The sequence below is a fragment of the Glutamicibacter sp. MNS18 genome, assembly GCF_026107515.2.
Classification (GTDB): domain Bacteria; phylum Actinomycetota; class Actinomycetes; order Actinomycetales; family Micrococcaceae; genus Glutamicibacter.
The window spans coordinates 15,454-38,959 of record NZ_JAPCHW010000003.1 but is presented as its reverse complement, the minus strand read 5'-3'; the positions used below and the strand labels follow the sequence as shown (position 1 = coordinate 38,959).

The window sequence follows — 23,506 nt, the reverse complement described above, 5'->3', positions numbered from 1 at the left end:
GCTTAACCGACCGATCCTTCCATCTGCAGTTCAATGAGGCGGTTCAGTTCCAGTGCGTATTCCATCGGCAGCTCACGGGCAATCGGCTCAACGAAGCCGCGCACGATCATCGCCATGGCCTCGTCCTCGGCCAGGCCGCGGGACTGCAGGTAGAACAGCTGTTCTTCGGAAACACGCGAGACGGTGGCCTCGTGGCCCATGGTGACGTCGTCCTCGCGCACGTCGATGTACGGATAGGTATCCGAACGCGAGATCTGGTCAACCAGCAGCGCGTCGCACACCACCGAGTTCTTCGTGCCCTTGGCGCCTTCGCGCACCTGGACCAGGCCGCGGTAGGCCGAACGGCCGCCATTACGGGCCACCGACTTGGCCACGATGGCGCTGGAGGTGTTCGGGGCGATGTGCACCATCTTGGAACCGGTGTCCTGGTGCTGGCCCTCGCCGGCGAAGGCGATGGACAGGGTCTCGCCCTTGGCGTGTTCGCCGACCAGGTAGACGGCAGGGTACTTCATGGTGACCTTGGAGCCGATATTGCCATCGACCCACTCCATGGTGGCGCCCTCTTCGCAGACGGCACGCTTGGTCACCAGGTTGTACACGTTGTTCGACCAGTTCTGGATCGTGGTGTAGCGAACGCGGGCGTTCTTCTTCACCAGGATCTCGACCACTGCCGAGTGCAGCGAGTCGGACTGGTAGATCGGTGCGGTGCAACCCTCGATGTAGTGGACGTAGGATCCCTCGTCCGCGATGATCAGGGTGCGTTCGAACTGCCCCATGTTCTCGGTGTTGATGCGGAAGTAGGCCTGCAGCGGGATTTCGACATGGACGCCCTTGGGGACGTAGACGAAGGAACCGCCGGACCAGACCGCGGTGTTCAACGCCGCGAACTTGTTATCACCGGCCGGGATGATGGTACCGAAGTACTCCTCGAAAATCTCCGGGTGTTCCTTCAGCGCGGTATCGGTATCCAGAAAGATGACGCCCTGGGCTTCCAGGTCCTCGCGCAGCTGGTGGTAGACGACCTCGGATTCGTACTGGGCCGCGACACCGGAAACCAGGCGCTGCTTCTCAGCTTCGGGGATGCCGAGCTTGTCATAGGTGTTCTTGATGTCCTCGGGCAGGTCTTCCCAGCTGGTGGCCTGCTTCTCGGTGGAGCGCACGAAGTACTTGATGTTGTCGAAGTCGATCCCCGACAAGTCCGCACCCCAGGTGGGCATCGGCTTGCGGTCGAAGTACTTCAGCGACTTCAGTCGACGCTTCAGCATCCACTCCGGTTCGCTCTTCAGGCGGGAAATATTCTCAACGACGGCCTCGCTCAAGCCGCGCTGGGCGGTGGCACCTGCCTCGTCGCTGTCTGACCAACCGTATTCGTAATTTCCGATTCCGTGGAGTTCGGGGTTCTTCTCCAGGATTTCGTTAATCACGCCCGGGTCGGCAGACTCATGTGCAATCTGATCCGTCATCGCGGCCTCTCCTGCTTCGTGAACTGAATTCGAGTTCTCTTCTCGGCGCTTCGCGGCGCCTTTTCACGTCCCACAGGGATGTGGGTCGTGCACACGTGGCCCCCGCTCGCCAATGTGGATAGCCGACGGACGTCGACTCCCAGCAGGCGGGCGAACATTTCCGTTTCGGTGTCGCAAAACACCGGGAACTCACGTGCCAAGTCTTGGATGGGGCAATGCCCCTGGCACAGCTGGACGCTGCGCATCATTTCCGTGGGCAGTTTCGTGTCCACGGCTCGGGAATACCCGACGAAGCCGTCAACATTGAGCAATTCGCCCAATACCTCGGCCCGTTCCTCCAATCCCTCGACCCCTTCCAGGGCCTTGGAATACCGCTTTTCCATATCTTCGAAGCGGCGCCGGGCGAATTCGCGAATCGCGTCCTCGCCGGCAGCTTCACCCAGCTCCTTCAGAGCCAGCGTGGCAATGTCCAGATAGTCATTGCCCAGTTTGGTCTGCCCACGGTGGGACAGAACATACCGTCGCGACGGGCGACCGGCACCCGACTTCTGGTTCGCAACGAGCTTGACCTCTACCAGCCCAGCCTTTGACAGGGCGTCGAGGTGGCGTCGAACGGCAGCCGGGGTAAACCCAAGGGTCTTTCCCAGCTCCGCGGCACTGACCGGCCCGTCCTCCAGGACGGCATACAGCACGCGGTCGCGAGTCCGTTCTTCGGTATCCCCAATCGCGCCCACTACCTTTGCCGGCGCTTCGCCGACCGAGTTTGCTTTAGATGAATACACAACACAAGCATGACCATATTTAACCGATTGGTCTAGTAAGGAAGGACTTACTAAGGATGACCATGGCTCGGGTGTCGCGTTCGCGGGATTACCCGCGATGCGGCCCCTGGCATAATTCTATCCCCCACCCGTGGAACTCGCCGTGAGCAATCACTCACCCCCGGGTACTTCGACCTGACGTAGAATCGATGGGTGTCTTCCGTATCCCCCAGTCTCATCATCAGTGAGCTGTGCAAAGATCTTGGACCAGTTCCGGCGTTGAATGACCGGATGCTTCGAGTTCTTCACAATGTTTCCCTCAAGGCCTTTCCCGGGCAGGTCACGACGTTGCTCGGTTCCAACGGTGCCGGAAAATCAACGACCCTCGGATGCGCACAGGGACTGCTTCGCCCCGAAAGCGGGACCGTCGAACTGCTCGGGCAGGACCCCTACGGGGATAAGCCCGACTTGCGTTCCCGTGTGGGAGTGATGCTCCAGGACGGTGGCCTGCCGCCCTCGATGCGCCCGATCCCGTTGCTACGCCACGTGGCCTCGCTCTACCGAAAGCCCATGGATATCGACGCGCTAATTGAACGGCTGGATATCGCCTCGTTCTCCTCGCGCACCATCCGTCGTTTGTCCGGGGGGCAAAAGCAGCGGGTGGCCCTGGCCGCGGCGCTGGCCGGTGATCCGGACGTGGTATTCCTGGATGAGCCCAGTGCCGGGCTGGATCCACAAACCCGCCAGGTGGTTTTCGACCTGATCCTGGAACTGCGCGATGCCGGCAAGGCGATCATCCTCACCACCCATTTGATGGACGATGCCCAACGGCTCAGCGACTACGTCTACATCATCGACAAGGGACGTACCGTCGCCCAGGGTACGGTCGCCGAACTGACGGCCATGGCGGCCGAAGAACAGGAAACCCGCCCGGTCTCCTTCGGGGCCGCCCCCGGGCTGGCACTGCCCGACACGGTCCCTTCCGGTTTACACCTGAGTGAGACCACCGCCGGGGAATACCGGCTGGATGGGGTCCGCTCCCCCGACCACCTGCAATGGCTGACGAATTGGTGGGCGACGGCGGGGATCCTGCCCACCCACCTCTCACTCCAGGCCCGAAGCCTGGAAGACGTGTTCCTGGAGATCGCACAGAAGGAGTCCGAGGACGCATGAGCGCCACCACCAGCGATCAGACGAGCAATGCGGTTTCGCCACTGAAACGCATCACCTTGCAGGGCAAGTACGAAACCATCCAGATGCTCAGCAACGGCGAGCAACTGGTCCTGGCCATTGTCATGCCGGTGATCGCCCTGTTTGCCCTGACATTCACCGACCTGCTGGCGGGGGTGGCCGAACGCACCATTGATGCCGCAGCCCCCGGCGTGCTGGCCCTGTGTGTCATTTCCACGGCCTTCACCGGCCAGGGCATCGGCACCGGCTTCGACCGCCGCTATGGGGTGCTGCGGATGTTCTCCACCACCCCACTGGGCAAGGCCGGACTGATTTTCGGCAAGGTTATCGCGGTACTCACGGTCCTGGCCGTCCAGGTGGTGCTGATCAGCATCTGTGCCCTGCTCATGGGCTGGGAACCACGCCTGGTCGGGATCCTGCCTTCCCTGGTCTTCCTGCTGCTGGGCGCCGGCTGCTTCACTGCGCTGGGTTTGCTCATCGCGGGCACCGTGCGCCCCGAAGCCACCTTGGCCATCACGAATCTGGCCTGGATCCTGCTGGCGGGTATCGGCGGGGTGCTGTTCCCGACCACGATGGCCCCGGAATGGATCCAGTTGCTGCTCAACGCCCTGCCGTCGGCTGGCCTGGGCGACTCGTTGCGTGCAGCGCTGATCGACGGAACCTTCCACATCCCGGCGGCCATCATGCTGGTGGTATGGACCGGTATCGCCTCGTTCGCCGCCGTGAAACTGTTCAAATGGAACTGACCACCACACATATCCAAGGGAGAAGATAATGTCTGCGTCCGCAGCCCCGACATCGAGCTGGGCCGAGAAATTGCCGACCAAGGTCACCAAGACCGTCCACGGCCTGGCGATCGCCTCGCTGATCTCCCAGGTGGGAATCATTGTCTCCGGTGGTGCGGTGCGACTGACCAAGTCCGGTCTGGGCTGCTCGGAATGGCCCAATTGCATGCCCGGCACCATGACCCCGGTGCCCGAAATGGGCATCCACGGCCTGATCGAATTCGGCAACCGCCTCCTGACCTTCGTGCTGATCGCGATCGCGTTGGCCTTCCTGGTATCGATCTGGAAAATGCGCGCCACCCACCGTTCCCTGTTCATCCTCGGCTGGGTGCTGCTGGCGGGCATCCCCTTCCAGGGTGTCATTGGCGGGATCACCGTTTGGACCAGGCTGAATCCGTGGGTGGTTTCGCTGCACTTCCTGCTGTCCATGACGCTGGTGATCCTGGCGACCCTACTGGTGAACCGCACACGGCGGGAGTACAAGGCGCTCCAGGCGCCGGCCCAGGACAAGACCATCGGCCAGGTGTCGTGGGTGGCGTGGATTGCCGCGCTGCTCGCGATCATCTTCGGCACCATCGTGACCGGAACCGGACCACACGCCGGGGACGCTTCGGCGCCACGCCACATGTTCGATCCCCTGTTGGTGACCCGCATGCATACCGCGCCGGTGTACCTGCTGATCGGTGCGGTCATCATCCTGCTGGTCCTGGCCGCCAAGCGCCACGCCGGTCCCCGCTTCACGGCCGGTCTCTACTGGCTGGTCCTGGTCATCGTGCTGCAGGCGGGTATCGGATACACCCAGCATTTCACCGGACTGCCCATCACCCTGGTCCTGGCCCACATGCTGGGCAGTGCCCTGCTGGGTATCGCCGCAACCAACGTCTGGGACCGTGCAGTCCTGCTACCCAGAACCGAGCCCACGGGTCTGTAGCACCGGACCTCTGGTTGCCAGCATGGCGGTTCGTTTCCCGTAGTTATCGGGGGGCGGGCCGCCATTTGCGTCCGTCCGACCATCAGGTGGATCGGGGAGGCACATGTCCTCAGAACCGGTACCGGCCCATCAGACAGGTTCCGCCTTGGTCCGGTCGGTTGGCCCGACCCGCGGGTTAAGCCGCAGCAACCCGTGGAGTCCCAGGGCGAGCGCTACCCCGCCGCCGACCCAGAAGGCCGCAACCAGGATCCCGGCGTCAAAGACGGCCACACCCAGGATCAGCACCCCGTAGGCCAGCACCGTCCAATGGGCCGCCCGGGAGTTCAGCGCGTACCCGATCGCCAGCGCCAGGCTGAACAACATCCAAAGCAGCAGGGGAATGTAATGGGCGCCGACAGTGCCCAGCATCAGCCCTGTGCCAAGCATGATGACCGGGAAGATCAGCAGCAGGCTTCCCAGGATGCGGGCGGACAACTGCTCCCCGGCCGGCGCAACCGGCTTGCGGGCATACGGGATCGTGGCCGCCAACCACGCGGTCAGTGCCATCGGCACGGCGAACAGTCCCGATGAAAAGATGTCCAGGAACACCAGGACACTCAAGGCGAGGGCCACACCCAGCATGGCCCAGCGGCGGAGACGGCGTGGCAGGAAGTGGACCAACAGGAGTACCACGGCCGGCACCAGGCTCAGCAAGGCCACCCCGGGCCCATAGGACTCCAGCAACGTGGCCATTGCTTGCTCAGGCTCGGTGCCCGCGTCGGGGTGCTGTCCCTCGGGAGCACGCAGGAAGAAGCTGACGATCACCGCCGCCAGGACCGCCAGGGCGATACTGGTTCCGCCCAGAATGGTCCCGGAATCCAGACGTGAGGTTCGTGCCGGCTGGTGCAGCACCAGCTCCGCACGGCTGGCCTCGGCCAGCTCCCGGGGATTCCCCAGCGAAGCCAACACCTGATCGGAGCTTCTGCCTGTGGCCGTGGCCTCCTCGATATGCGCCCGCACATCCTGCAGGATCGATTCGCTGGCTTCGGCCGGAAGGTCTGCCAGCCGTTGCTTGAGACTGCGAAGATAGCGTCGCGATGCGCTGTCCAAACCGTTGTCATCCATGGTGTCCTCCCAGGAGCCCGTCAACCTGTCCCCTGATCTCGTTCCACACCGTCTCGAAGGTGGCCAGCTGCTGCTGCCCCTGGACGGTGATTGAGTAGTATTTGCGTGATCTGCTACCCGCGGCCTGTTCCCACCGGGTCTCCACGATGCCCGAACTCTTCATCCGGGCCAACAGCGGGTAGAGGCTGCCCTCACTGGCAGACAGTTCCCGAGCCATCAGCTCATTGGCGATTTCCAAACCGTACATTTCCCCTCGCCCCAGCAGGGCGAGCACACAGTATTCAAGCACTCCCTTGCGCAGGTTGGTGGCGATCTTTTCCGTGCTCGCGTTCATACTCCACAAGATACCTTGCACCACAAGCCTTGTATAGCAAGATTAGTGCTTTGTGGCCTTACCGTAACCCTTGCATCGCGAACCGGGCACGAAAAAGCCCCCGGTGATACCGGGGGCTGAGATACGGGACGTTACTGGAACAGCGGACTGCCGACGAACGGGTCGATGGCCAGTGCCAGGAACACGATCGACAGGTAGGTGATCGAGATATGGAAGACCTTCATGGCCTTGCGGTTCATCTCTGCCGGACTGTGGTCCCGCTGGGCCTCGCGGTACAGCACATGGGACTCGTACACGAACCACAGACCCGAACCACCGGCCAGCGCCGTGTACACGATGCCGGCGTAGCCCATCGGCACCAGTAGCATCGAGCAGACCAGGGTCGCCCAGGCGTAGAGCACCACCTGCACCGAGACACGGCGGGCATTGGCAATCGCCCCGAACATAGGCACCGAGGCGGCGTTGTAGTCATCGGCGTACTTCATGGACAGCGGCCAGTAATGCGGTGGGGTCCACAGGAAGATCACGATGAACAGGATGATCGCCGGCCATTCGACGGTATTGGTGACCGCAGCCCAAGCGATGACCACGGGCATGCACCCGGCGATGCCGCCCCAGACGATGTTCTGGGTGGTGCGGCGCTTGAGGATCAGCGTGTAGAGCACCACGTAGAACAAGATGGCCAGCAGCCCCAAAGCGGTCGTCAAGGGGTTGGTACCGAACCAGAAGACGGCCAGCGACGCAATGGCCAGCACCCAGGAAAAGACCAGCGCCTCACGCGGGGTCACATCCCCGGTCACCAGAGGACGCCCCTTGGTCCGCTTCATCAGCTTGTCCATGTCGCGGTCGAAGTAGCAGTTGAAGGCGCCGGAGGCGCCGGCGGCCATGGCCCCGCCAACCAGGGTGGCCACCATCAGCCACACCGCAGGGAACCCGCGTTCGGCGAAGATCATGGTGGGCAGGGTGGTGACCAGCAGCAACTCGATGACCCGAGGCTTGGTCAGTGCCACATAGGCACCTGCCTTGCGCTTAATGAATTCGCCGGTGCTTTCCTCGGGCTGACGCGAGGACCGGGGAATCGGCGATTCGGCGACACTAAGAGTCTTCAATTAAACGCACTCAGTTCTACACGGGTACAAGACAGACGATTTCATTCTACGACGAATAGAAAAGTAATGAAACTCTGCCCACGTCAAATATCCTTGCCCACGGGGTGATCTAGCTCAAACAGCGGCAATGACCGGCCCGCCGGTCCCGGTCGTCCGATCGCTCAATTCCCGCGACGGACACGACTTCCGGAGCCCCGGGGGAATGCGGCCACAAAACTGCCCGGGCGGCGCCCCCGTCGCACTTTCCGGCAAGCCATTCGACCACCGCCAGGCCCCGGAGTGCATCGGGCGGGGAACTTCCCTTCGAGACAAGTACTGCCGTGACGAGCCCGAAAACAAAATTGGAAACTTGTGGAATCACCACGTACAAACTCCAGCCCTTGTGAAACAGGGCGCAGCTGACCGGAGGAACAGGCTAGTGAAGGGCACCGCAACGAGGTAGTTGTGCCGCGTCCGCTGGCTACCCGCATCCATTCGGTCAAATCCCCGTGTCATCTTGCGCCACCCCGCGCACAAACCGGGGGTTACGCGATAGAGTGGGATCCAGTTGCGCCGTCGCTGCCTTCCCCCGAGTTCGTTCGACACGGGTGCAAGGTCGACGGCGTATTGCGTGTCAGCGGGAAGAGCCCCCGCACCAATCCTGAATGGAAGGAAACGCCGCAGTGGCGACTGAATCCTTAGTTGAAGAATTTTCACTTACCGAACTGGACCGCAGGGCCATCGACTCGGCCCGCGTCCTGGCCGCCGATGCCGTTGAGAAGGTCGGCAACGGCCACCCCGGTACCGCGATCAGTTTGGCCCCGGCCGCGTATCTGATCTTCCAGAAGCACCTGCGCCATGACCCGAAGGATCCGAACTGGATCGGCCGCGACCGCTTTGTCCTGTCTCCCGGACACACCTCGCTGACCCTGTACCTGCAGCTGTTCCTCTCCGGCTACGGCCTGGAAATGGAGGACCTGGCAGCCCTGCGTACCTGGGATGCCAAGACCCCGGGCCACCCGGAGTACGGTCACACCGCAGGCGTGGAAATCACCACCGGCCCGCTGGGCCAGGGCCTGGCCTCCTCGGTCGGTTTCGCCTACGCCCAGCGCCGCATGCGCGGACTGTTCGACGCCCAGGCCCCGGCCGGAACCAGCGTCTTCGACCACACCGTCTACGTCATCGCTTCCGATGGCGACCTGCAGGAAGGCGTGACCTCCGAGGCCTCCTCGCTGGCCGGCCACCAGCAGCTGGGCAACCTCGTGGTGATCTACGACGACAACCAGATCTCCATCGAGGACGATACCGATATCGCCTTCAACGAGGATGTGCTCAAACGCTACGAGGCCTACGGTTGGCATACCCAGCGTGTCGACTGGACCAAGACCGGTGACTACGTCGAGGACCTGAACGAGTTGGACGCCGCGATCCGCGCCGCCAAGGCCGAGAGCACCCGCCCCTCGATCATCTCGCTGCGCACCATTATCGGCTGGCCATCACCCACCAAGGCCAACACCGGTGGCATCCACGGCTCGAAGCTGGGTGCCGAGGAAGTGGCCGGGCTGAAGCAGGCGCTGGGCTTCGAGACCGAGGCCCACTTCCACATCGACGACGAGGTCCTGGCCCACGCGCGCCAGGTCGCCGACCGCGGCGCGAGCCTGCACGCCGATTGGGACCAGCGGTTCCGCGACTGGTCCGCCGCCAACCCCGAGGAAGCGGCCCTGCTTGAACGCCTGCTGGCCGGCGAGCTGCCCGAGGGCTGGGAAGAGAAGCTCCCGGTCTTCGAAGCCGGCACCTCCCTGGCTACCCGTGCGGCCTCCGGCAAGGTCATCAACGCCATTGCCGACGTGCTTCCCGAACTCTGGGGTGGTTCGGCCGACCTGGCCGGTTCGAACAACACCACGATCACCAACGCCAAGTCCTTCGCCCCGGTCGAGCGCTCCACCGACAGCTGGAGCGCCGACCCCTACGGCCGGGTCCTGCACTTCGGTATCCGCGAGCACGCCGCCGCGTCGATCACCAATGGCATCGTGCTGGCTTCCCCCACCCGCGCCTTCAACGGCACCTTCCTGATCTTCTCGGACTACCAGCGTCCGGCCATCCGCCTGGCCGCGCTGATGGGTGTGCCCTCGATTTTCGTGTGGACGCACGACTCGATCGGCCTGGGCGAGGACGGTCCGACCCACCAGCCGGTGGAGCAGCTGGCCAGCCTGCGCGCCATCCCGAACTTCGACGTGGTCCGACCCGGTGACGCCAACGAGGTGGCCTACGCCTGGCAGGGCATCCTGCAGCTGAAGGACACCCCCGCCGGAATCGTGCTCTCACGGCAGAACCTGCCGGTCTACGACCGCACCGCCGAGGGCTTCCGTCCGGCCGCCGGAACCCTGAAGGGCGCCTACATCCTGGCCGAGGCCGTGCGCGAAGGCGCCGAGGTGACCCCGGATGTCATCCTCATCGCCACCGGCTCCGAGGTCGAACTGGCCGTGGCCGCCCGCGAACAGCTGGCCGCCGAGGGCATCGCCGCCCGCGTGGTCTCGATGCCTAGCCACGAGTGGTTCGCCAAGCAGGACCCGGCCTACCGCGAAGAGGTGCTGCCGGCCGCGATCACCGCACGCGTCTCGGTGGAAGCCGGCGTGGCCATGGGCTGGCGCGAGATCGTCGGCGCGGCCGGCGAGATCATCTCGCTGGACCACTTCGGCGCCTCGGCCGATTACAAGAAGCTCTACAGCGAATTCGGGATCACCACCGAAGCCGTTGTCGCCGCCGCTCACAAAGTCGCGAAGTAAGGAAACCTGTTACCCATGAGCAATCCCAACACCCAGGCGCTATCCGATGCCGGTGTCTCGATCTGGCTTGACGACCTCTCCCGTGAACGGCTCACCAGCGGTTCATTGGCCCAGCTGATCACGGAGAAGAACGTCACCGGAGTCACCACCAACCCGGCGATCTTCGCCGCCGCCCTGGCCAACGCCGAGGTCTACGGCACGGCCATCGCCGAGCACCGTGACAAGTCAGTGGAAGCGGCGATCACCGAGATCACCAGTGACGATGTGGCCGCGGCCTGCGACCTGTTCCGTGGGGTCTATGAGGCCAGCAACGGGGTGGATGGCCGCGTCTCGATCGAGGTCGACCCACGTCTGGCCCACGAAACCGCGCAGACCATTGCGCAGGCCAAGGCCCTGTACGAGCGGGTGGACCGCGAGAACGTGCTGATCAAGATCCCCGCCACGCAGGCCGGACTGGAAGCGATCACCGAGACCATCGCCGCGGGCATCAGCGTGAACGTCACCCTGATCTTCTCGCTGGAACGCTACCGCGAGGTCATCAACGCGTACCTGATCGGTCTGGAAAAGGCCCAGAGCAACGGGCTGGACCTGTCCAGGATCCACTCGGTCGCCTCCTTCTTCGTCTCCCGGGTGGATACCGAGATCGACAAGCGGCTCGATGCCATCGGCAGTGACGCGGCCGCCGCGGTCCGCGGCCAGGCCGGGGTGGCCAATGCCCGTCTGGCCTACCAGGTCTTCGAGGAACAGTTCGCCACCGCGCGCTTCGAGGTGCTGGCCGCGGCCGGCGCCAATGTGCAGCGCCCGCTCTGGGCTTCCACCGGTGTGAAGGATCCGGCGTACCCGTCCACCCTGTATGTCACCGAGCTGGTCGCCCCGCAGACGGTGAACACCATGCCGGAAAAGACCCTGGATGCCACCGCCGCCGAAGCCCAGGTGCGCGGCAACGCGATCGCCGGGAACTACGATGCGGCCAACCGGGTGCTGGACAAGCTCGCGGCCCTGGGCATCGACTACAACGAAATCGTCGAGCTGCTGGAAGTCGAGGGTGTCAAGAAGTTCGAAGACGCCTGGAACGAACTGCTTGAGGATATGGCCGTGGCGCTCAAGGAGGCCAAGTAAATGGAACTGGGCCTGGTGACCTCCGGGGCCGCCCTGGCCGCGGTCGAACAGTACCTGCCGCAGCTGCTGCACCATCAGGTGGGCAGCCGCATCGCTGCCCGGGATTCGAGCCTGTGGGGTCCCGAGGCGCAGCCCGAGGCCTCGATCCGGCTGGGCTGGACCAACCCCTTCGACACCGCCGAGGAGCTGGTCCCGGCGATCCTGAACCTGCGTGACGAGCTGGTCCAGGAGGGCCTGACCCGAATTGTGCTGTGCGGCATGGGAGGTTCCTCGCTGGCTCCCGAGGTGATCACCGCCCACGACGGGGTGGATCTGGTGGTCTGCGATACCACCGATCCGCAGATGGTTTCCGGCATCCTGGCCGAGGACTTGGAACACACCGTCGTGGTGGTGGCTTCCAAATCCGGTTCCACCGTGGAAACCGACTCGCAGCGCCGCGCCTTCACCGCGGCCTTCGAGGCCGCCGGCATCGACCCTGCCACCCGGCTGGTACTGGTGACCGATCCCGGTTCGCCGCTGGATGACCGCGCGGGGGTGCGCGCGGTCTTCACCGCCGATCCCAATGTGGGCGGCCGATACTCGGCACTGACCGCCTTCGGACTGGTGCCCTCGGGCCTGGCCGGCGCGGACATCGACGTGTTGTTGGAGGAGGCCGGCCTGGTTGCCGACCTGCTGGGCGAAAATGACGAAGACAACCTGGCCTTGCATCTGGGGGCCGCAATGGTCACCGAGGGCCGGGACAAGCTGGTCTTCGCAGCCCTCGGTGACACGGTGGCCGGATTCGGCGATTGGGCCGAACAGCTGATCGCCGAATCCACCGGAAAGCTCGGCAAGGGGGTGCTGCCGGTCGTGGCGCATCCCGGTGCCCCGGAGCTGAAGCAACCGGCATCCGATATCCTGCCGCTCTACCTCTACGGGGAACTGCCGCAGGAGGTGGACGAGGATGCCACCGCCATCCATTTCTCCGCACCGCTGGGCGCCGCCTTCCTGATCTTCGAGTACGCCACCGCGGTGGCCGGCTACCTGCTGGAGGTCAACCCGTTCGACCAGCCCGATGTGGAAGCGGCCAAGACCGCGGCCCGCTCGTTGCTGGATGCACCGCCGGCCGGCGCGGCCGATGCCGTGGACGGCTCCGTGCAGATCCACGGTGCGCACGGCACCACGGTGGTGGAGGCAATCCGGTCGCTGGCTTCACAGCTGCCGGCGGACGGCTACCTGGCGATCCAGGCCTACCTGGACCGCGACGGGGACAAGGACCTGGAGGCGTTGCGCGACCTGTTGGCGACGATGACCGGTCGCCCGGTCACCTTCGGCTGGGGTCCGCGCTTCCTGCACTCCACCGGCCAGTACCACAAGGGCGGACCCCGCCAGGGCGTCTACCTGCAGATTACCGGCGACAGCCAGGCTGATGTGCGGATCCCCGGCCAGAACTTCGGATTCGCCGGGTTGATTGCCGCCCAGGCCTCGGGAGATGCCAAGGTGCTGACCGATGCCGAACATGGCCGTCCGCTGCTGCGTTTGCATCTGACCGACCGGGCAGCAGGAATCCGCCAGCTGATCGAGGCAGTGAGCTAGGAACACATGAGCAATCCACTACGCGACGTCCGCGACCGGCGGCTTAACCGCATCGCCGGTCCGGGCGCGCTGGTGTTCTTCGGGATCACCGGCGACCTCGCCCGCAAGAAATTGATGCCGGCGGTCTACGACCTGGCCAACCGCGGACTGTTACCACCCAACTTCGCCATTGTCGGCTTCGGCCGGCGTGACTGGTCGGCCCAGGATTTCGCGGACCAGGCCCGCGAATGGATCCTGGCCAGCGCGCGCACCGCCTTCAACGAGACGGTGTTCGAACAACTGGCCAGCGGGATGCGGTTCATTTCCGGTGCCTTTGACGACGACGGGGCCTACGAGCAGCTCTCGACGACCCTGGATGAGCTGGCCCGCACCCGAAACACCGGACGCAACCACGCCTTCTACCTCTCCATCCCGCCGAGCTGGTTCGATGTGGTCTGCCAGAAGCTCTCCGAACACCACCTGGCCAACGAGGCCAACCCCGGCTGGGAGCGGGTGGTGATCGAAAAGCCCTTCGGCCATGATTTGGCCAGTGCCCGCGAACTGAACGAAATCGTCGAATCGGTCTTCCCGCCGGACGCGGTGTTCCGGATCGACCACTACCTGGGCAAGGAAACCGTGCAGAACCTGCTGGCTCTGCGTTTCGGCAACCAGCTGTTCGAACCGTTGTGGAACAACAAGTACGTCGATCATGTGCAGATCACCATGGCCGAGGATATCGGCATCGGCGGACGGGCCAGTTACTACGACGGGGTGGGCGCGGCGCGCGACGTCATCCAGAACCACCTGTTGCAGCTGCTGGCCCTGACCGCCATGGAGGAGCCGATTTCCTTCGACGCCGACCACCTGCGCGCCGAAAAGGAAAAGGTGCTGACCGCGGTCAGCCTGCCCGGGGACCTGGGAGCGGCCAGCGCGCGCGGCCAGTACACCTCCGGTTGGCAGGGCGGCGAGGAAGTCGTCGGTTTCCTGGACGAGGAGGGGTTCAACCCCGAGTCCAAAACCGAAACCTATGCCGCCATCCGGCTGAACATCAACACCCGACGCTGGGATGGGGTCCCGTTCTACCTGCGGGCAGGCAAACGCCTGGGACGCCGTGTCACGGAGATCGCGGTGGTTTTCAAACGCGCCCCCAATCTGCTGTTCACCGACCACAAGGACGACGAATTCGGGCAGAACGCCATCGTGATCCGCGTGCAACCCGATGAGGGGGCCACCATCCGCTTCTCCTCCAAGGTGCCCGGCACCCAGATGGAGATCCGCGACGTGACCATGGACTTCGGCTATGGAAATGCCTTCACTGAGTCTTCCCCCGAAGCCTACGAACGCCTGATCCTCGACGTGCTGCTCGGCGAACCGCCGTTGTTCCCCCGGCACGAGGAGGTCGAGCAATCCTGGCGGATCCTGGATCCGTTCGAGGAGTACTGGGCCGGGTTGGAAGCACAGCCCGAACCGTACCACCCCGGTTCCTGGGGTCCAGCCGGAAGCGACGAGCTGATGGCCCGAGACGGAAGGACATGGCGCCGCCCATGATGATCGATCTTCCCAATACCACCACCAGCCAGGTGGCCAAGAAGCTGATTTCGGCCCGACGCACCCACGGGGCCTCGGCCCTGTCGCGGGTACTGACCTTGGTGGTCATCACCCGCGAGGGCTTCGCCGAGAAGGCCATCGACGCCGCGGACCTGGCCAGTCGTGAACACCCCTGCCGGGTGATCGTGGTGGTGCGCGGCCCGGTGAGCGGCGGGAACCGGCTGGATGTGCAGATCCGCGTCGGTGGTGATGCCGGGGCCTCCGAGGTCATCGTGATGCGCACGCGCGGCCCGAATATGCTGGCCGATGAGGCGTTGATCTCGGCGTTGCTGCTGCCCGACGCCCCCATTGTGGCCTGGTGGCCGCACGGGGTTCCCGAGGATCCGGCCAGGACTCCGCTGGGCAAGCTCGCCCACCGCCGGATCACCGATTCGGCCGAGGACCCCGATCCGTCGGCGGCGCTCTTCCAACGCTCGAAGACCTACCAGGCCGGGGATTCGGACCTGGCCTGGACCCGTATCACCTTGTGGCGCGCCCAGCTGGCCAGCATCATCGACCTGATCGGCACCAAGGGCCTGAAGAACATCACCGTCAAGGGCTCTGCCAACTCCCCCTCGACCACGCTGCTGGCCGCCTGGCTGACCATGTGCCTTGAGGTACCGGTGACCATCGCGGCCGACAAGTCCACCGGGGGCCTGTCCAGTGTGCGTCTGGCCCGGGTCGACGGGGATGTGGAACTCTCCCGGCCCTCGGGTGAGGTCGCCCACCTGTACCTGCCGGGCAGCGCCCCGCAGCGGATCTCCCTGCCCCGCCGCCCGAACGCGGACTGCCTGGCCGAGGAAATGCGCCGGCTGGATGCCGACGATGTCTTCGGTGAAGTTGTCACCCGAGGATTGCACCTAACCAACCTGAGGAGTATCGAGCCCAGTGATCGCTAGACAGATCGTCATCCACCAGGACATGGAAGCCACCGCCCATGCGGTGGCCGCCCGGCTGATCACCTCGGTCCTGGATGCCATCTCCACCCGCGGGGTGGCCCATGTGGTGCTTACCGGCGGCAGCCTGGGGATTGCGGCACTGGCCGCCGTGGCGGTCAATCCGGCCCGCAAGTCGGTGGACTGGTCGCTGGTCCACTTCTGGTTCGGTGACGAGCGATTTGTCGCCCGCGGCTCCGCCGACCGGAACGCCGGACAGGCCGAAGTGCTGTTCGCCGAGTTGGACGCGTTGGGTCTGGACCGCGACAACGTTCATGAGATGGGGTCCACCGATGAGTACCCCAGCGCGCAGGACGCGGCGGACGCCTACCGTGCCCTGTTGCGCGAGGAGGCCCCCACCGGGGCAGCCAGCCCTGCCTTCGACGTGCTGATGCTGGGCATGGGCCCGGACTCGCATGTGGCCTCGCTCTTCCCGAACCACACCCGTTCCGATGAGCTGGGTGCCATCGCGGTACACGACTCGCCCAAGCCTCCGGCCGACCGGGTATCGCTGACCATGGGAACCATCAATACCGCGCGTGAGGTGTGGCTGCTGGTCGCCGGGGGCGAAAAGGCCCCGGCCCTCGCCGCAGCCCAGCACCGGGTTGATGAGCGGGCGGTGCCGGCCAGTGCCGTGAAGGGTACCGACGCCACCCGCTGGCTGGTCGACCGTGCGGCCGCCGCCCTGCTGTAGCCCTCCAGGCTTGCCCAGACCCCGGTCAGCGTTCCCGATGGGAACGCCGGCCGGGGTCTGCCGCGTCCCGGGGCACCGGATTGGCCGACAGCAATGCTTGTGGGGTTAACCCGTATTCCCTGGGGAATCCGCTGATCGTTACCGCGCAACATCCTATGCTGGGGGCAGAACATCGGGTACGACGAAGGACGAGAAGGCATGGACACCATTTCCACCCAGTGGTTCAAGCTCCTGATCGGTCTGATGGCGATCTTCTGCCTGCTCAGTGGGCGTACCGAACTCGGTGTGCTGTTCCTGCTGATCGGAATCCTCGTGCCGCTGGCACGGAGGCTCGTGCACCCGATGGATGATCCTTCACCACAAACCCCATCCGGAACCCCGTAGCCAACAGGCCAACCCCCACCTCTTCCTGCTAATTGCGCCCGATGCTGTCTTGGGCGGCGTTTCTCCGGTAACGTGGAAAGACCATATAGGGCACCAGGGGGTGTATCGCAGATGAACCCGAAAACAATGATGCTGCTCCAGGGATCCATCGCGGTGATAGGTATTTTCAGTTTGCTCGCAGGCCGAACCGGATTCGGCGTCTTTTGCCTGTTGGCCGCCATGGCACCGTCATTTTATGCGCGGATGCTGGCCGGCAGACCACCAAGAACCAAGCCGCGACACCATCACCCGACCGATTCGAGCTAGGTTCGACCCGATTCCCGCGCCACCCGGGGCACGGGAATCGACCATGCGCGACGGGGATTTCCCTTCGGGACACCCCGCCTGCCGGATGCCGCCACCGGTGGGAATGCTGGCACGCCCCCGAATCACCTTCCGATGGCCACGCACCTGCGGTTAAAGAGCATCGGGGGCTTCCACTCCGGAAGCCCCCGATGCTCTTACAAGTCCTCTGTGCCTAGGATTCGATGCTGAAACGCATGATCAACGCCAATCCGATGATCACCGCAGCCCAAGTCAGGCCCAGCACGATAGTGACGCGATTCAGGTTACGTTCGGCTACGCCGGAGGAACCCAATGACGAGGTCACACCGCCACCGAACATATCCGACATACCGCCACCGCGTCCCTTGTGCAGCAGGATCAACATGGTCAACAGGACACTGGTAATGCCCAGCAGTACCTGCAGAACAATCTGGATGATATCCACTACGTCGGTTCCTTATCTAGGATTCAGTCGGTCACGAGGTGATGCTCGAACCTAACAATATTAGCAAACTCTTCAGCCTCCAGGCTCGCACCCCCGACCAGGACTCCGTCCACATCGCGTTCACGCATGATGGCTGCCGCATTTGCAGCTTTCACGCTACCACCGTAGAGCAGTCGAATCGATTCGGAGACCTCGGTGCCGTAACGCTCGGCCAGGGCCGCACGGATCGCGGCGCACATTTCCTGCGCATCGGCGGGACCGGCCACCTCACCCGTGCCGATGGCCCACACCGGTTCGTAGGCGATGACCAGGGTTGTCGCCTGGTCGGCGGTGATGCCGTCCAGCGACCCATCCAGCTGCTCCAGGGTATAGGCCACATGCTCGCCTGCCTGGCGCTTCTCCAGGCCCTCGCCAATGCACAACACCGGAGTGAGCCCGTGACGGTAGGCGGCGGCCAGCTTGCCGGCCACCACCGCGTCGGTCTCGTTGTGGTATTCACGGCGTTCGGAGTGCCCGACCAACACGTAGCTGCAACCCAGCTTGGCCAGGAACTGTCCGGAGATCTCGCCGGTGTATGCTCCCGAGTCCTGGGCGGACAGGTCCTGGGCACCGTAGACGATGTCCAGCTTGTCCCCCAGGGTCAGCGTCTGCACCCCACGGATATCGGTGAACGGCGGGAAGACGGCAACCTCGGCACGATCGTAGTCATGCTGGTTGTCCTTCAGGGTCCACGCCAGTTTCTGCACCAGGGTGATGCCCTGGATGTGGTCCATGTTCATCTTCCAGTTACCGGCAATCAGCGGCTGGCGGACGAACTTTCCATTTTGCGAAATGGTCATTAACTAGCCTTCCAGAGCGGCAACACCCGGCAGGGTTTTGCCCTCAAGGTATTCCAGTGACGCGCCGCCACCGGTTGAGATATGTCCAAAGTCGTCATCCGCGAAACCCAGCGTGCGCACCGCGGCGGCCGAATCGCCACCACCGACCACGCTGAAGGCTTCCGACTCGGCCAGGGCTCCGGCCACCCGGCGGGTGCCCTCGGCAAAGGCCGGAATCTCGAAGACGCCCATTGGCCCGTTCCAGAACACGGTATTGGCGCTGGTGATGTAGCTGGCGAACAGTTCGGCGGTCTTCGGTCCGATATCCAGGCCCAGCCCGGTCGACCCGAAGCTGGCTTCCTCGATCTTCTCCGCGTCAAGCACCTCGTAGGCGGCGTCGGCGGCGAACTTCTCGGCTACCACGACGTCGGACGGGATGATGATGTCGCAACCGAGCTTCTCGGCGCGGGTCAGGTATTCCTGGCACGTGGCCACCTGGTCCTCTTCCAGCAGCGAACCGCCTACGGCATGCCCTTGGGCCTTGAGGAACGTGAAGGCCATGCCGCCGCCGATCAGCAGCTGATCGGCCTTGCCCAGCAGGTTATCGATCACTGCCAGCTTGTCCGACACCTTCGAACCGCCCAGCACCACCACATAGGGTCGCTTCGGTGCCTCGGTCAGGGTCTTGAGGACCTTGACCTCGGTGGCCACCAGGTCGCCCTGGTAGGCCGGCAGCACCGAGGCGATGTCGTATACGGAGGCGTGCTTACGGTGCACCGCGCCGAAGGCGTCGTTGACGTAGGCGCCGTTCTGCCCGGTCAGGCCAGCCAGTTCGGCGGCGAATTGGGCACGTTCGGTGTCGTCCTTGGCGGTCTCGCGGGCATCAAAACGCACGTTTTCAATGACCAGCACGCTGCCTTCGGCCAGGTCGGCCGCGGCCTGCCGGGCCGAGGGGCCTACGACATCCTCGGCGATGACCACTTCGAAATCGGACAGTTCGTTCAACCGGTGGGCGGCCGGGGCGATCGAGTACTTGGGATCCACGGCACCCTTGGGGCGGCCGAGGTGGGCCATGACGATCACCTTGGCACCGGCTTCGGTGAGTTTGGTGAGCACTGGAAGGGACGCGCGTACGCGCCCATCATCGGTTACGGTGGCACCGTCCAACGGCACGTTCAGGTCGCTACGGACCAGAACGTGCCGTCCACGGACACCATCGGCGATCAATTCGTCGAGAGTGTGGGAAGTCATGTCTCTAGGTTATCCGACTACAGGGTTGAACCCACGAATTGAGTCAGGTCAACGAGTCGCGACGAGTACCCCCACTCGTTGTCGTACCAGGCCAGCACCTTGACGGTATTGCCGATCACGGTGGTCAGTCCGGAGTCGAAGATGGCCGAGTGCGGGTTGGTCACGATATCCGTGGAGACCAGCGGATCGGTCGAGTACTGCAGGTACGGCGCCAGACGTCCCTCGGCTGCGGCCTTCTCGAAGGCGGCGTTGATCTCCGCGACGCTGGCCTCACGGGCCAGGTTCACGGTCAGGTCGGTAGCCGAACCGGTCGGAACCGGAACCCGCATGGCGTAGCCGTTGAGTTTGCCCTTCAGCTCCGGCAGCACGCTGCCGATGGCCTTGGCGGCACCGGTGGAAGTGGGGATCATGTTCAGTGCCGCGGCACGGGCACGGCGGGGATCCTTGTGCGGGGCATCCTGCAGCCGCTGGTCGGCGGTGTAGGCGTGGATGGTGGTCATCAGACCGTCGATGATCCCGAATTCCTCGTTGAGCACCTTGGCCACGGGGGCCAGGCAGTTGGTGGTGCAGGAGGCGTTCGAGATGATGTGGTGATTGGCCGGATCGTATTTCTGGTCGTTCACACCCATCACGATGGTGATGTCCTCGCCCTTGGCCGGCGCGGAAATGATGACCTTCTTGGCGCCGGAGTCCAGGTGCTTCTGGGCACCCGCAGCCTTGGTGAAGTGGCCGGTGGATTCCAGAACCACGTCGACACCGATTTCACCCCACGGCAGGTTTTCCGGGTGCTTGTCCGACAGGACCTGAATGCGCTGTTCACCGACGATGATGAAGTTCTCTTCGACGCTGACCGGCTGGGCGAGAACGCCGAGCACGGAGTCGTACTTCACCAGGTGGGCCAACGCGTCGATTGAACCAAGGTCGTTGACGGCGACGATCTGGATGTCGGCGCTGCTTGCCAGGACCGCACGCAGGTAATTGCGTCCGATACGACCGAAACCATTGATTCCAACACGGGTTGTCACGTGACTATCTCCTCTAAATGGGGATGTTAATGCCACTTGCCGTGTGCTAACGGAAGTGGCCTTTCATTTGAAGGACACTCCGTTGTGCCGTGTTTCCGGGCCCCGGAGAACCGGGGCCCGGAAACACATTGTTAACATACTACGCCACCAAGGCGCGGATGTGAGACAGCTAACTGCCTGAATTTGCTACTTTCCTGGAACTACCAGCGAGGTGGCGCCGTTGCGGGCGGCCTCGAAGCGTGCCTGGACGTCGGCCCAGTTCACGATATTCCAGAAGGCCTTGACGTAGTCGGCCTTGACGTTGACATAGTCCAGGTAGAAGGCGTGCTCCCACATGTCCAGCATCAGCAGCGGGGTGGTGGCCACCGGGATGTTGCCCTGCTGGTCGTAGAGCTGCTCGATGACCAGCTGGCCGCCGATCGGCTCGTAGGCCAGCACGGCCCAGCCCGAACCCTGCAGGCTCAGTGCGGCGGCGTCGAAATGCCCGCGGAACCCGTCGAAGGAGCCGAAGAACTCGTCAATGGCCGCGGCCAGCTCGCCCTCGGGCTTGTCGCCGCCTTCTGGGGACAGGTTGTTCCAGAAGATCGAGTGGTTGGTATGTCCGCCGAGGTGGAAGGCCAGGTCCTTGGACAGCTTCGGGATGTTGCCGAAGGCGCCCTTCTCGCGGGCCTCAGCCAGCTGCTCCAGCGCCGAGTTGGCACCGGCAACGTAGGCCGCGTGGTGCTTCGAGTGGTGCAGCTCCATGATGCGAGCCGAGATGTTCGGCTCCAGGGCGGCGTAGTCGTACTGCAGTTCAGGCAGCGAATAAACAGCCATGATTCTCCTCAATCTTGTCAATCGGATGAATCTCCGCGGACTCTTCCGTGCCCGCGGGGACACTTACTGTTCCAGTGCGTCTACTGGAACGCTGGACTCAGTCCCAGGTATTCCCAAATCACCGGCTTTTTTGTCGGCCATGGCCAACAAGCGGCGGATCCGACCTGCGATGGCGTCCTTCGTCATCGGCGGTTCGGCCATGCGGCCGAGCTCATCCAATGAGGCTTGTTTGTGCTCCAGCCGGAGCAACCCGGCGTAGCGCAGGTGCTCGGGCACCTCGTCCCCCAGGATCTGCAGCGCACGCTCAACACGTGCCCCGGCAGCCACGGCGGCCTGCGCACTGCGGCGCAGGTTCGCGTCATCGAAATTGGCCAGCCGGTTGGCCGTGGCACGCACTTCCTTGCGCATCCGCCGTTCTTCCCACACCATGAGCGCATCATGTGCACCCATGCGGGTCAGCAGCTGGGCAATGGCATCGCCATCGCGGATCACCACACGGTCCACCCCGCGTACTTCCCGCGCCTTGGCGGTGATGTCCAGCCGGCGGGCCGAGCCCACCAAGGCCAACGCCGCTTCGGGACCGGGGCAGGTGATTTCCAGTGCGGAGCTGCGTCCGGGTTCGGTCAATGACCCGTGGGACAGGAAGGCACCGCGCCATACCGCTTCAGCGTCGGCCGTTGAACCGTTGACGATGACCGAGGGTAGGCCGCGCACCGGCCGTCCGCGCGCGTCCAACAGCCCGGTTTGCCGGGCCAGGACCTCGCCGTCCTTGGCCACACGCACAATATACCGGCTGCCCTTGCGGATGCCGGAGCCGGTGACCATCACGATTTCCGCGTCATGCCCGTACAGTTCCGAGATCGCCAGTTTCAGCCGGCGCGCCGTAGCGGCCAGGTCGACCTCTGCCTCGATCACAATTCGTCCGGACACGATATGCAAGCCGCCGCTGAAACGCAGCATGGTGGACACCTCGGCCTTGCGGACCGAGGGCTTGCGGATCTCTACCCGTGACAGCTCGTCTTTGACGGAAGCCGTCAATGCCATGAATCAAACTCCCTTACATGGTTCTTCATCCTACGAACCGATGGCGGTGAATACCTCATGATAGGCCGCCGCGAGTCGCAACGGGTCGTGAACAGCACGACCGTCGGATAGTCCTACTCTACCGAAAAAGACCCGGGCCCCCAGCTTTTGTGCTGCTAGCTCAAATCGTTCGCGGTTCACAATCGTGTGTTCGTCGGCGATAATGGCGTCGAATTTGACTTCCGGAGCGTACCTGGCCAGCACTTCCAGATGCGCCGTTTCATCCATGCCACCGGTTTCGGCGGTATTGGTCGACAGGTTCATGGTCAGCAACTTCTTCGCCGTGGTCGAGGCGATCGCGCCACGCATTTCGGGCAACAGCAGGTGGGGCAGGACCGAGGTGTACCAGGACCCCGGGCCGAGGATGACCCAGTCGGCCAGGTCGATGGCCTCCAACGCCTCGATACAGGCCGGGGCCCCCTCCGGTTCGACCCGGACATTGGTCACCAGGGCGTTGCTCCCGGCCTTGGCCAGCTCGGCCTGCCCGCTGATCCGCCCGCGGACCAGGTTGCCTTGCTCCCCTGCCTGCAGGACCTCCCCATGGATGGTCAACGGCACGGTGCTCATCGGCAGGACCTGGCCGCGGGCGCCGAGCAGCGCACCGGCCCAACGCAGGCCGGCCACCGGATCGTCCAGCAGTTCCCACAGGGCCAGGATCAGCAGATTGCCCACGGCGTGCCCGTTCAGCGGTTCGGTGTCGTTGAGCTTCGCCTCGAATCGGTGCTGCATGACATCACGCCAGGTCCGCCCCCAGTCATTGTCGTCACACAGGGCGGCCAAGGCCATCCGCAGGTCCCCCGGTGGCAGCACCGGGAAGGACTCGCGTAACCGCCCGGAACTTCCCCCGTCATCCGCCACGGTGACGATGGCGGTCAACACGGTGGTCAGGCGGCGCAGAGCGGTCAGCGATGCGGACAGCCCGTGTCCACCTCCGAGAGCGACAACCGAGGGGTTATATGACGAATTGTCTCGGGTCAGCCCCTGTACGGGGATCGGTCCGGTTGCAAAAGCCACGGTCTTCCCCTGCC

The 23,506-nt window shown here is 64.1% G+C and carries 22 protein-coding genes; 10 read left to right on the top strand and 12 right to left on the bottom strand.

Annotated elements, in window-relative coordinates; all coding sequences use genetic code 11:
- Nucleotides 1–2: 2 nt before the first annotated feature.
- Nucleotides 3–1,463, bottom strand: coding sequence for a Fe-S cluster assembly protein SufB (gene sufB / locus OK351_RS03720; protein WP_265156012.1), 1,461 nt, complete (start codon nt 1,461–1,463; stop codon nt 3–5).
- Nucleotides 1,460–2,245 carry a helix-turn-helix transcriptional regulator gene (locus tag OK351_RS03715; protein ID WP_371931371.1) on the bottom strand — a complete coding sequence of 262 codons (786 nt, stop codon included), beginning with the start codon at nt 2,243–2,245 and terminating at the stop codon, nt 1,460–1,462. Before OK351_RS03715 ends, sufB begins: the two co-directional genes overlap by 4 nt.
- A 192-nt stretch (nt 2,246–2,437) precedes the next feature.
- On the opposite strand from OK351_RS03715, the gene OK351_RS03710 reads away from it, so the two are divergent.
- The 3 genes from OK351_RS03710 to OK351_RS03700 are packed head-to-tail and all read left to right on the top strand — an operon-like array spanning nt 2,438 to nt 5,131.
- Nucleotides 2,438–3,397: an ABC transporter ATP-binding protein gene (locus tag OK351_RS03710; protein ID WP_265156010.1), complete on the top strand. Its 960-nt coding sequence runs from the start codon at nt 2,438–2,440 to the stop codon at nt 3,395–3,397.
- Nucleotides 3,394–4,161, top strand: coding sequence for an ABC transporter permease (locus OK351_RS03705; protein WP_265156009.1), 768 nt, complete (start codon nt 3,394–3,396; stop codon nt 4,159–4,161). The genes OK351_RS03710 and OK351_RS03705 overlap by 4 nt, the downstream gene beginning before the upstream one ends.
- A 28-nt stretch (nt 4,162–4,189) precedes the next feature.
- Nucleotides 4,190–5,131 (top strand): COX15/CtaA family protein, encoded by a 942-nt coding sequence (locus OK351_RS03700; RefSeq protein ID WP_265156008.1) that lies wholly within the window; start codon nt 4,190–4,192, stop codon nt 5,129–5,131.
- Between the two features lie 129 nt (nt 5,132–5,260).
- Here OK351_RS03700 and OK351_RS03695 read toward each other — a convergent pair whose 3' ends face one another.
- The 3 genes from OK351_RS03695 to OK351_RS03685 form a co-directional block, all read right to left on the bottom strand.
- Complete coding sequence (locus tag OK351_RS03695) at nt 5,261–6,235, bottom strand: DUF1700 domain-containing protein (RefSeq protein ID WP_265156007.1); 975 nt, start codon at nt 6,233–6,235, stop codon at nt 5,261–5,263.
- Complete coding sequence (locus tag OK351_RS03690; RefSeq protein ID WP_265156006.1) at nt 6,228–6,569, bottom strand: PadR family transcriptional regulator; 342 nt, start codon at nt 6,567–6,569, stop codon at nt 6,228–6,230. The genes OK351_RS03695 and OK351_RS03690 overlap by 8 nt, the downstream gene beginning before the upstream one ends.
- A gap of 131 nt (nt 6,570–6,700) precedes the next feature.
- Nucleotides 6,701–7,648, bottom strand: coding sequence for a heme o synthase (locus tag OK351_RS03685; protein WP_265156703.1), 948 nt, complete (start codon nt 7,646–7,648; stop codon nt 6,701–6,703).
- A 692-nt stretch (nt 7,649–8,340) separates the two neighbouring features.
- Between OK351_RS03685 and tkt the strand changes: the two genes are divergently transcribed.
- The 7 genes from tkt (at nt 8,341) to OK351_RS03650 (ending at nt 16,716) form a co-directional block, all read left to right on the top strand.
- Nucleotides 8,341–10,443, top strand: a complete 2,103-nt coding sequence (gene tkt, locus OK351_RS03680) for a transketolase (protein ID WP_265156005.1) — start codon at nt 8,341–8,343, stop codon at nt 10,441–10,443.
- Between the two features lie 15 nt (nt 10,444–10,458).
- A complete protein-coding gene (tal, locus tag OK351_RS03675) occupies nt 10,459–11,562 on the top strand; it encodes a transaldolase (protein WP_265156004.1) in 1,104 nt (367 codons plus the stop codon).
- The gene (locus tag OK351_RS03670; protein ID WP_265156003.1) at nt 11,563–13,137 is read left to right on the top strand and encodes a glucose-6-phosphate isomerase; all 1,575 of its coding nucleotides are present in this window, start codon (nt 11,563–11,565) and stop codon (nt 13,135–13,137) included.
- 6 nt (nt 13,138–13,143) lie between these two features.
- On the top strand, nt 13,144–14,664 hold the full coding sequence (gene zwf, locus OK351_RS03665) for a glucose-6-phosphate dehydrogenase (protein WP_265156002.1): 1,521 nt from the start codon (nt 13,144–13,146) through the stop codon (nt 14,662–14,664).
- Nucleotides 14,661–15,602 (top strand): glucose-6-phosphate dehydrogenase assembly protein OpcA, encoded by a 942-nt coding sequence (locus tag OK351_RS03660; RefSeq protein WP_265156001.1) that lies wholly within the window; start codon nt 14,661–14,663, stop codon nt 15,600–15,602. The genes zwf and OK351_RS03660 overlap by 4 nt, the downstream gene beginning before the upstream one ends.
- The gene (gene pgl, locus OK351_RS03655) at nt 15,592–16,332 is read left to right on the top strand and encodes a 6-phosphogluconolactonase (RefSeq protein WP_265156000.1); all 741 of its coding nucleotides are present in this window, start codon (nt 15,592–15,594) and stop codon (nt 16,330–16,332) included. Before OK351_RS03660 ends, pgl begins: the two co-directional genes overlap by 11 nt.
- Nucleotides 16,333–16,530: 198 nt before the next feature.
- Nucleotides 16,531–16,716, top strand: coding sequence for a hypothetical protein (locus tag OK351_RS03650; protein ID WP_265155999.1), 186 nt, complete (start codon nt 16,531–16,533; stop codon nt 16,714–16,716).
- A gap of 517 nt (nt 16,717–17,233) precedes the next feature.
- Here the strand turns inward: OK351_RS03650 and secG are convergent.
- The 7 genes from secG to yvcK form a co-directional block, all read right to left on the bottom strand.
- Nucleotides 17,234–17,485 (bottom strand): preprotein translocase subunit SecG, encoded by a 252-nt coding sequence (secG, locus tag OK351_RS03645; RefSeq protein ID WP_265155998.1) that lies wholly within the window; start codon nt 17,483–17,485, stop codon nt 17,234–17,236.
- Nucleotides 17,486–17,508: 23 nt separating this feature from the next.
- Nucleotides 17,509–18,324, bottom strand: coding sequence for a triose-phosphate isomerase (gene tpiA / locus OK351_RS03640; protein ID WP_265155997.1), 816 nt, complete (start codon nt 18,322–18,324; stop codon nt 17,509–17,511).
- Nucleotides 18,325–18,327: 3 nt separating this feature from the next.
- Entirely contained in the window at nt 18,328–19,554 is a 1,227-nt protein-coding gene (pgk, locus tag OK351_RS03635; RefSeq protein ID WP_265155996.1) for a phosphoglycerate kinase, read from the bottom strand.
- Nucleotides 19,555–19,571: 17 nt separating this feature from the next.
- The gene (gene gap, locus OK351_RS03630; RefSeq protein ID WP_265155995.1) at nt 19,572–20,579 is read right to left on the bottom strand and encodes a type I glyceraldehyde-3-phosphate dehydrogenase; all 1,008 of its coding nucleotides are present in this window, start codon (nt 20,577–20,579) and stop codon (nt 19,572–19,574) included.
- A 186-nt stretch (nt 20,580–20,765) separates the two neighbouring features.
- Nucleotides 20,766–21,395 carry a superoxide dismutase gene (locus tag OK351_RS03625; protein ID WP_265155994.1) on the bottom strand — a complete coding sequence of 210 codons (630 nt, stop codon included), beginning with the start codon at nt 21,393–21,395 and terminating at the stop codon, nt 20,766–20,768.
- A 63-nt stretch (nt 21,396–21,458) separates the two neighbouring features.
- Nucleotides 21,459–22,439, bottom strand: a complete 981-nt coding sequence (whiA, locus tag OK351_RS03620) for a DNA-binding protein WhiA (RefSeq protein ID WP_265155993.1) — start codon at nt 22,437–22,439, stop codon at nt 21,459–21,461.
- A gap of 30 nt (nt 22,440–22,469) precedes the next feature.
- On the bottom strand, nt 22,470–23,492 hold the full coding sequence (yvcK, locus tag OK351_RS03615) for a gluconeogenesis factor YvcK family protein (protein WP_371931370.1): 1,023 nt from the start codon (nt 23,490–23,492) through the stop codon (nt 22,470–22,472).
- Nucleotides 23,493–23,506 lie beyond the last annotated feature (14 nt).

Coding starts and splice junctions, on each gene's coding strand:
- sufB (WP_265156012.1), bottom strand. CDS start 1,463: ATGACGGATCAGATTGCACATGAGTCTGCCGACCCGGGCGTGATTAAC.
- OK351_RS03705 (WP_265156009.1), top strand. CDS start 3,394: ATGAGCGCCACCACCAGCGATCAGACGAGCAATGCGGTTTCGCCACTG.
- OK351_RS03700 (WP_265156008.1), top strand. CDS start 4,190: ATGTCTGCGTCCGCAGCCCCGACATCGAGCTGGGCCGAGAAATTGCCG.
- OK351_RS03695 (WP_265156007.1), bottom strand. CDS start 6,235: ATGGATGACAACGGTTTGGACAGCGCATCGCGACGCTATCTTCGCAGT.
- OK351_RS03690 (WP_265156006.1), bottom strand. CDS start 6,569: ATGAACGCGAGCACGGAAAAGATCGCCACCAACCTGCGCAAGGGAGTG.
- tal (WP_265156004.1), top strand. CDS start 10,459: ATGAGCAATCCCAACACCCAGGCGCTATCCGATGCCGGTGTCTCGATC.
- OK351_RS03670 (WP_265156003.1), top strand. CDS start 11,563: ATGGAACTGGGCCTGGTGACCTCCGGGGCCGCCCTGGCCGCGGTCGAA.
- zwf (WP_265156002.1), top strand. CDS start 13,144: ATGAGCAATCCACTACGCGACGTCCGCGACCGGCGGCTTAACCGCATC.
- OK351_RS03660 (WP_265156001.1), top strand. CDS start 14,661: ATGATGATCGATCTTCCCAATACCACCACCAGCCAGGTGGCCAAGAAG.
- OK351_RS03650 (WP_265155999.1), top strand. CDS start 16,531: ATGGACACCATTTCCACCCAGTGGTTCAAGCTCCTGATCGGTCTGATG.
- tpiA (WP_265155997.1), bottom strand. CDS start 18,324: ATGACCATTTCGCAAAATGGAAAGTTCGTCCGCCAGCCGCTGATTGCC.
- pgk (WP_265155996.1), bottom strand. CDS start 19,554: ATGACTTCCCACACTCTCGACGAATTGATCGCCGATGGTGTCCGTGGA.
- OK351_RS03625 (WP_265155994.1), bottom strand. CDS start 21,395: ATGGCTGTTTATTCGCTGCCTGAACTGCAGTACGACTACGCCGCCCTG.
- whiA (WP_265155993.1), bottom strand. CDS start 22,439: ATGGCATTGACGGCTTCCGTCAAAGACGAGCTGTCACGGGTAGAGATC.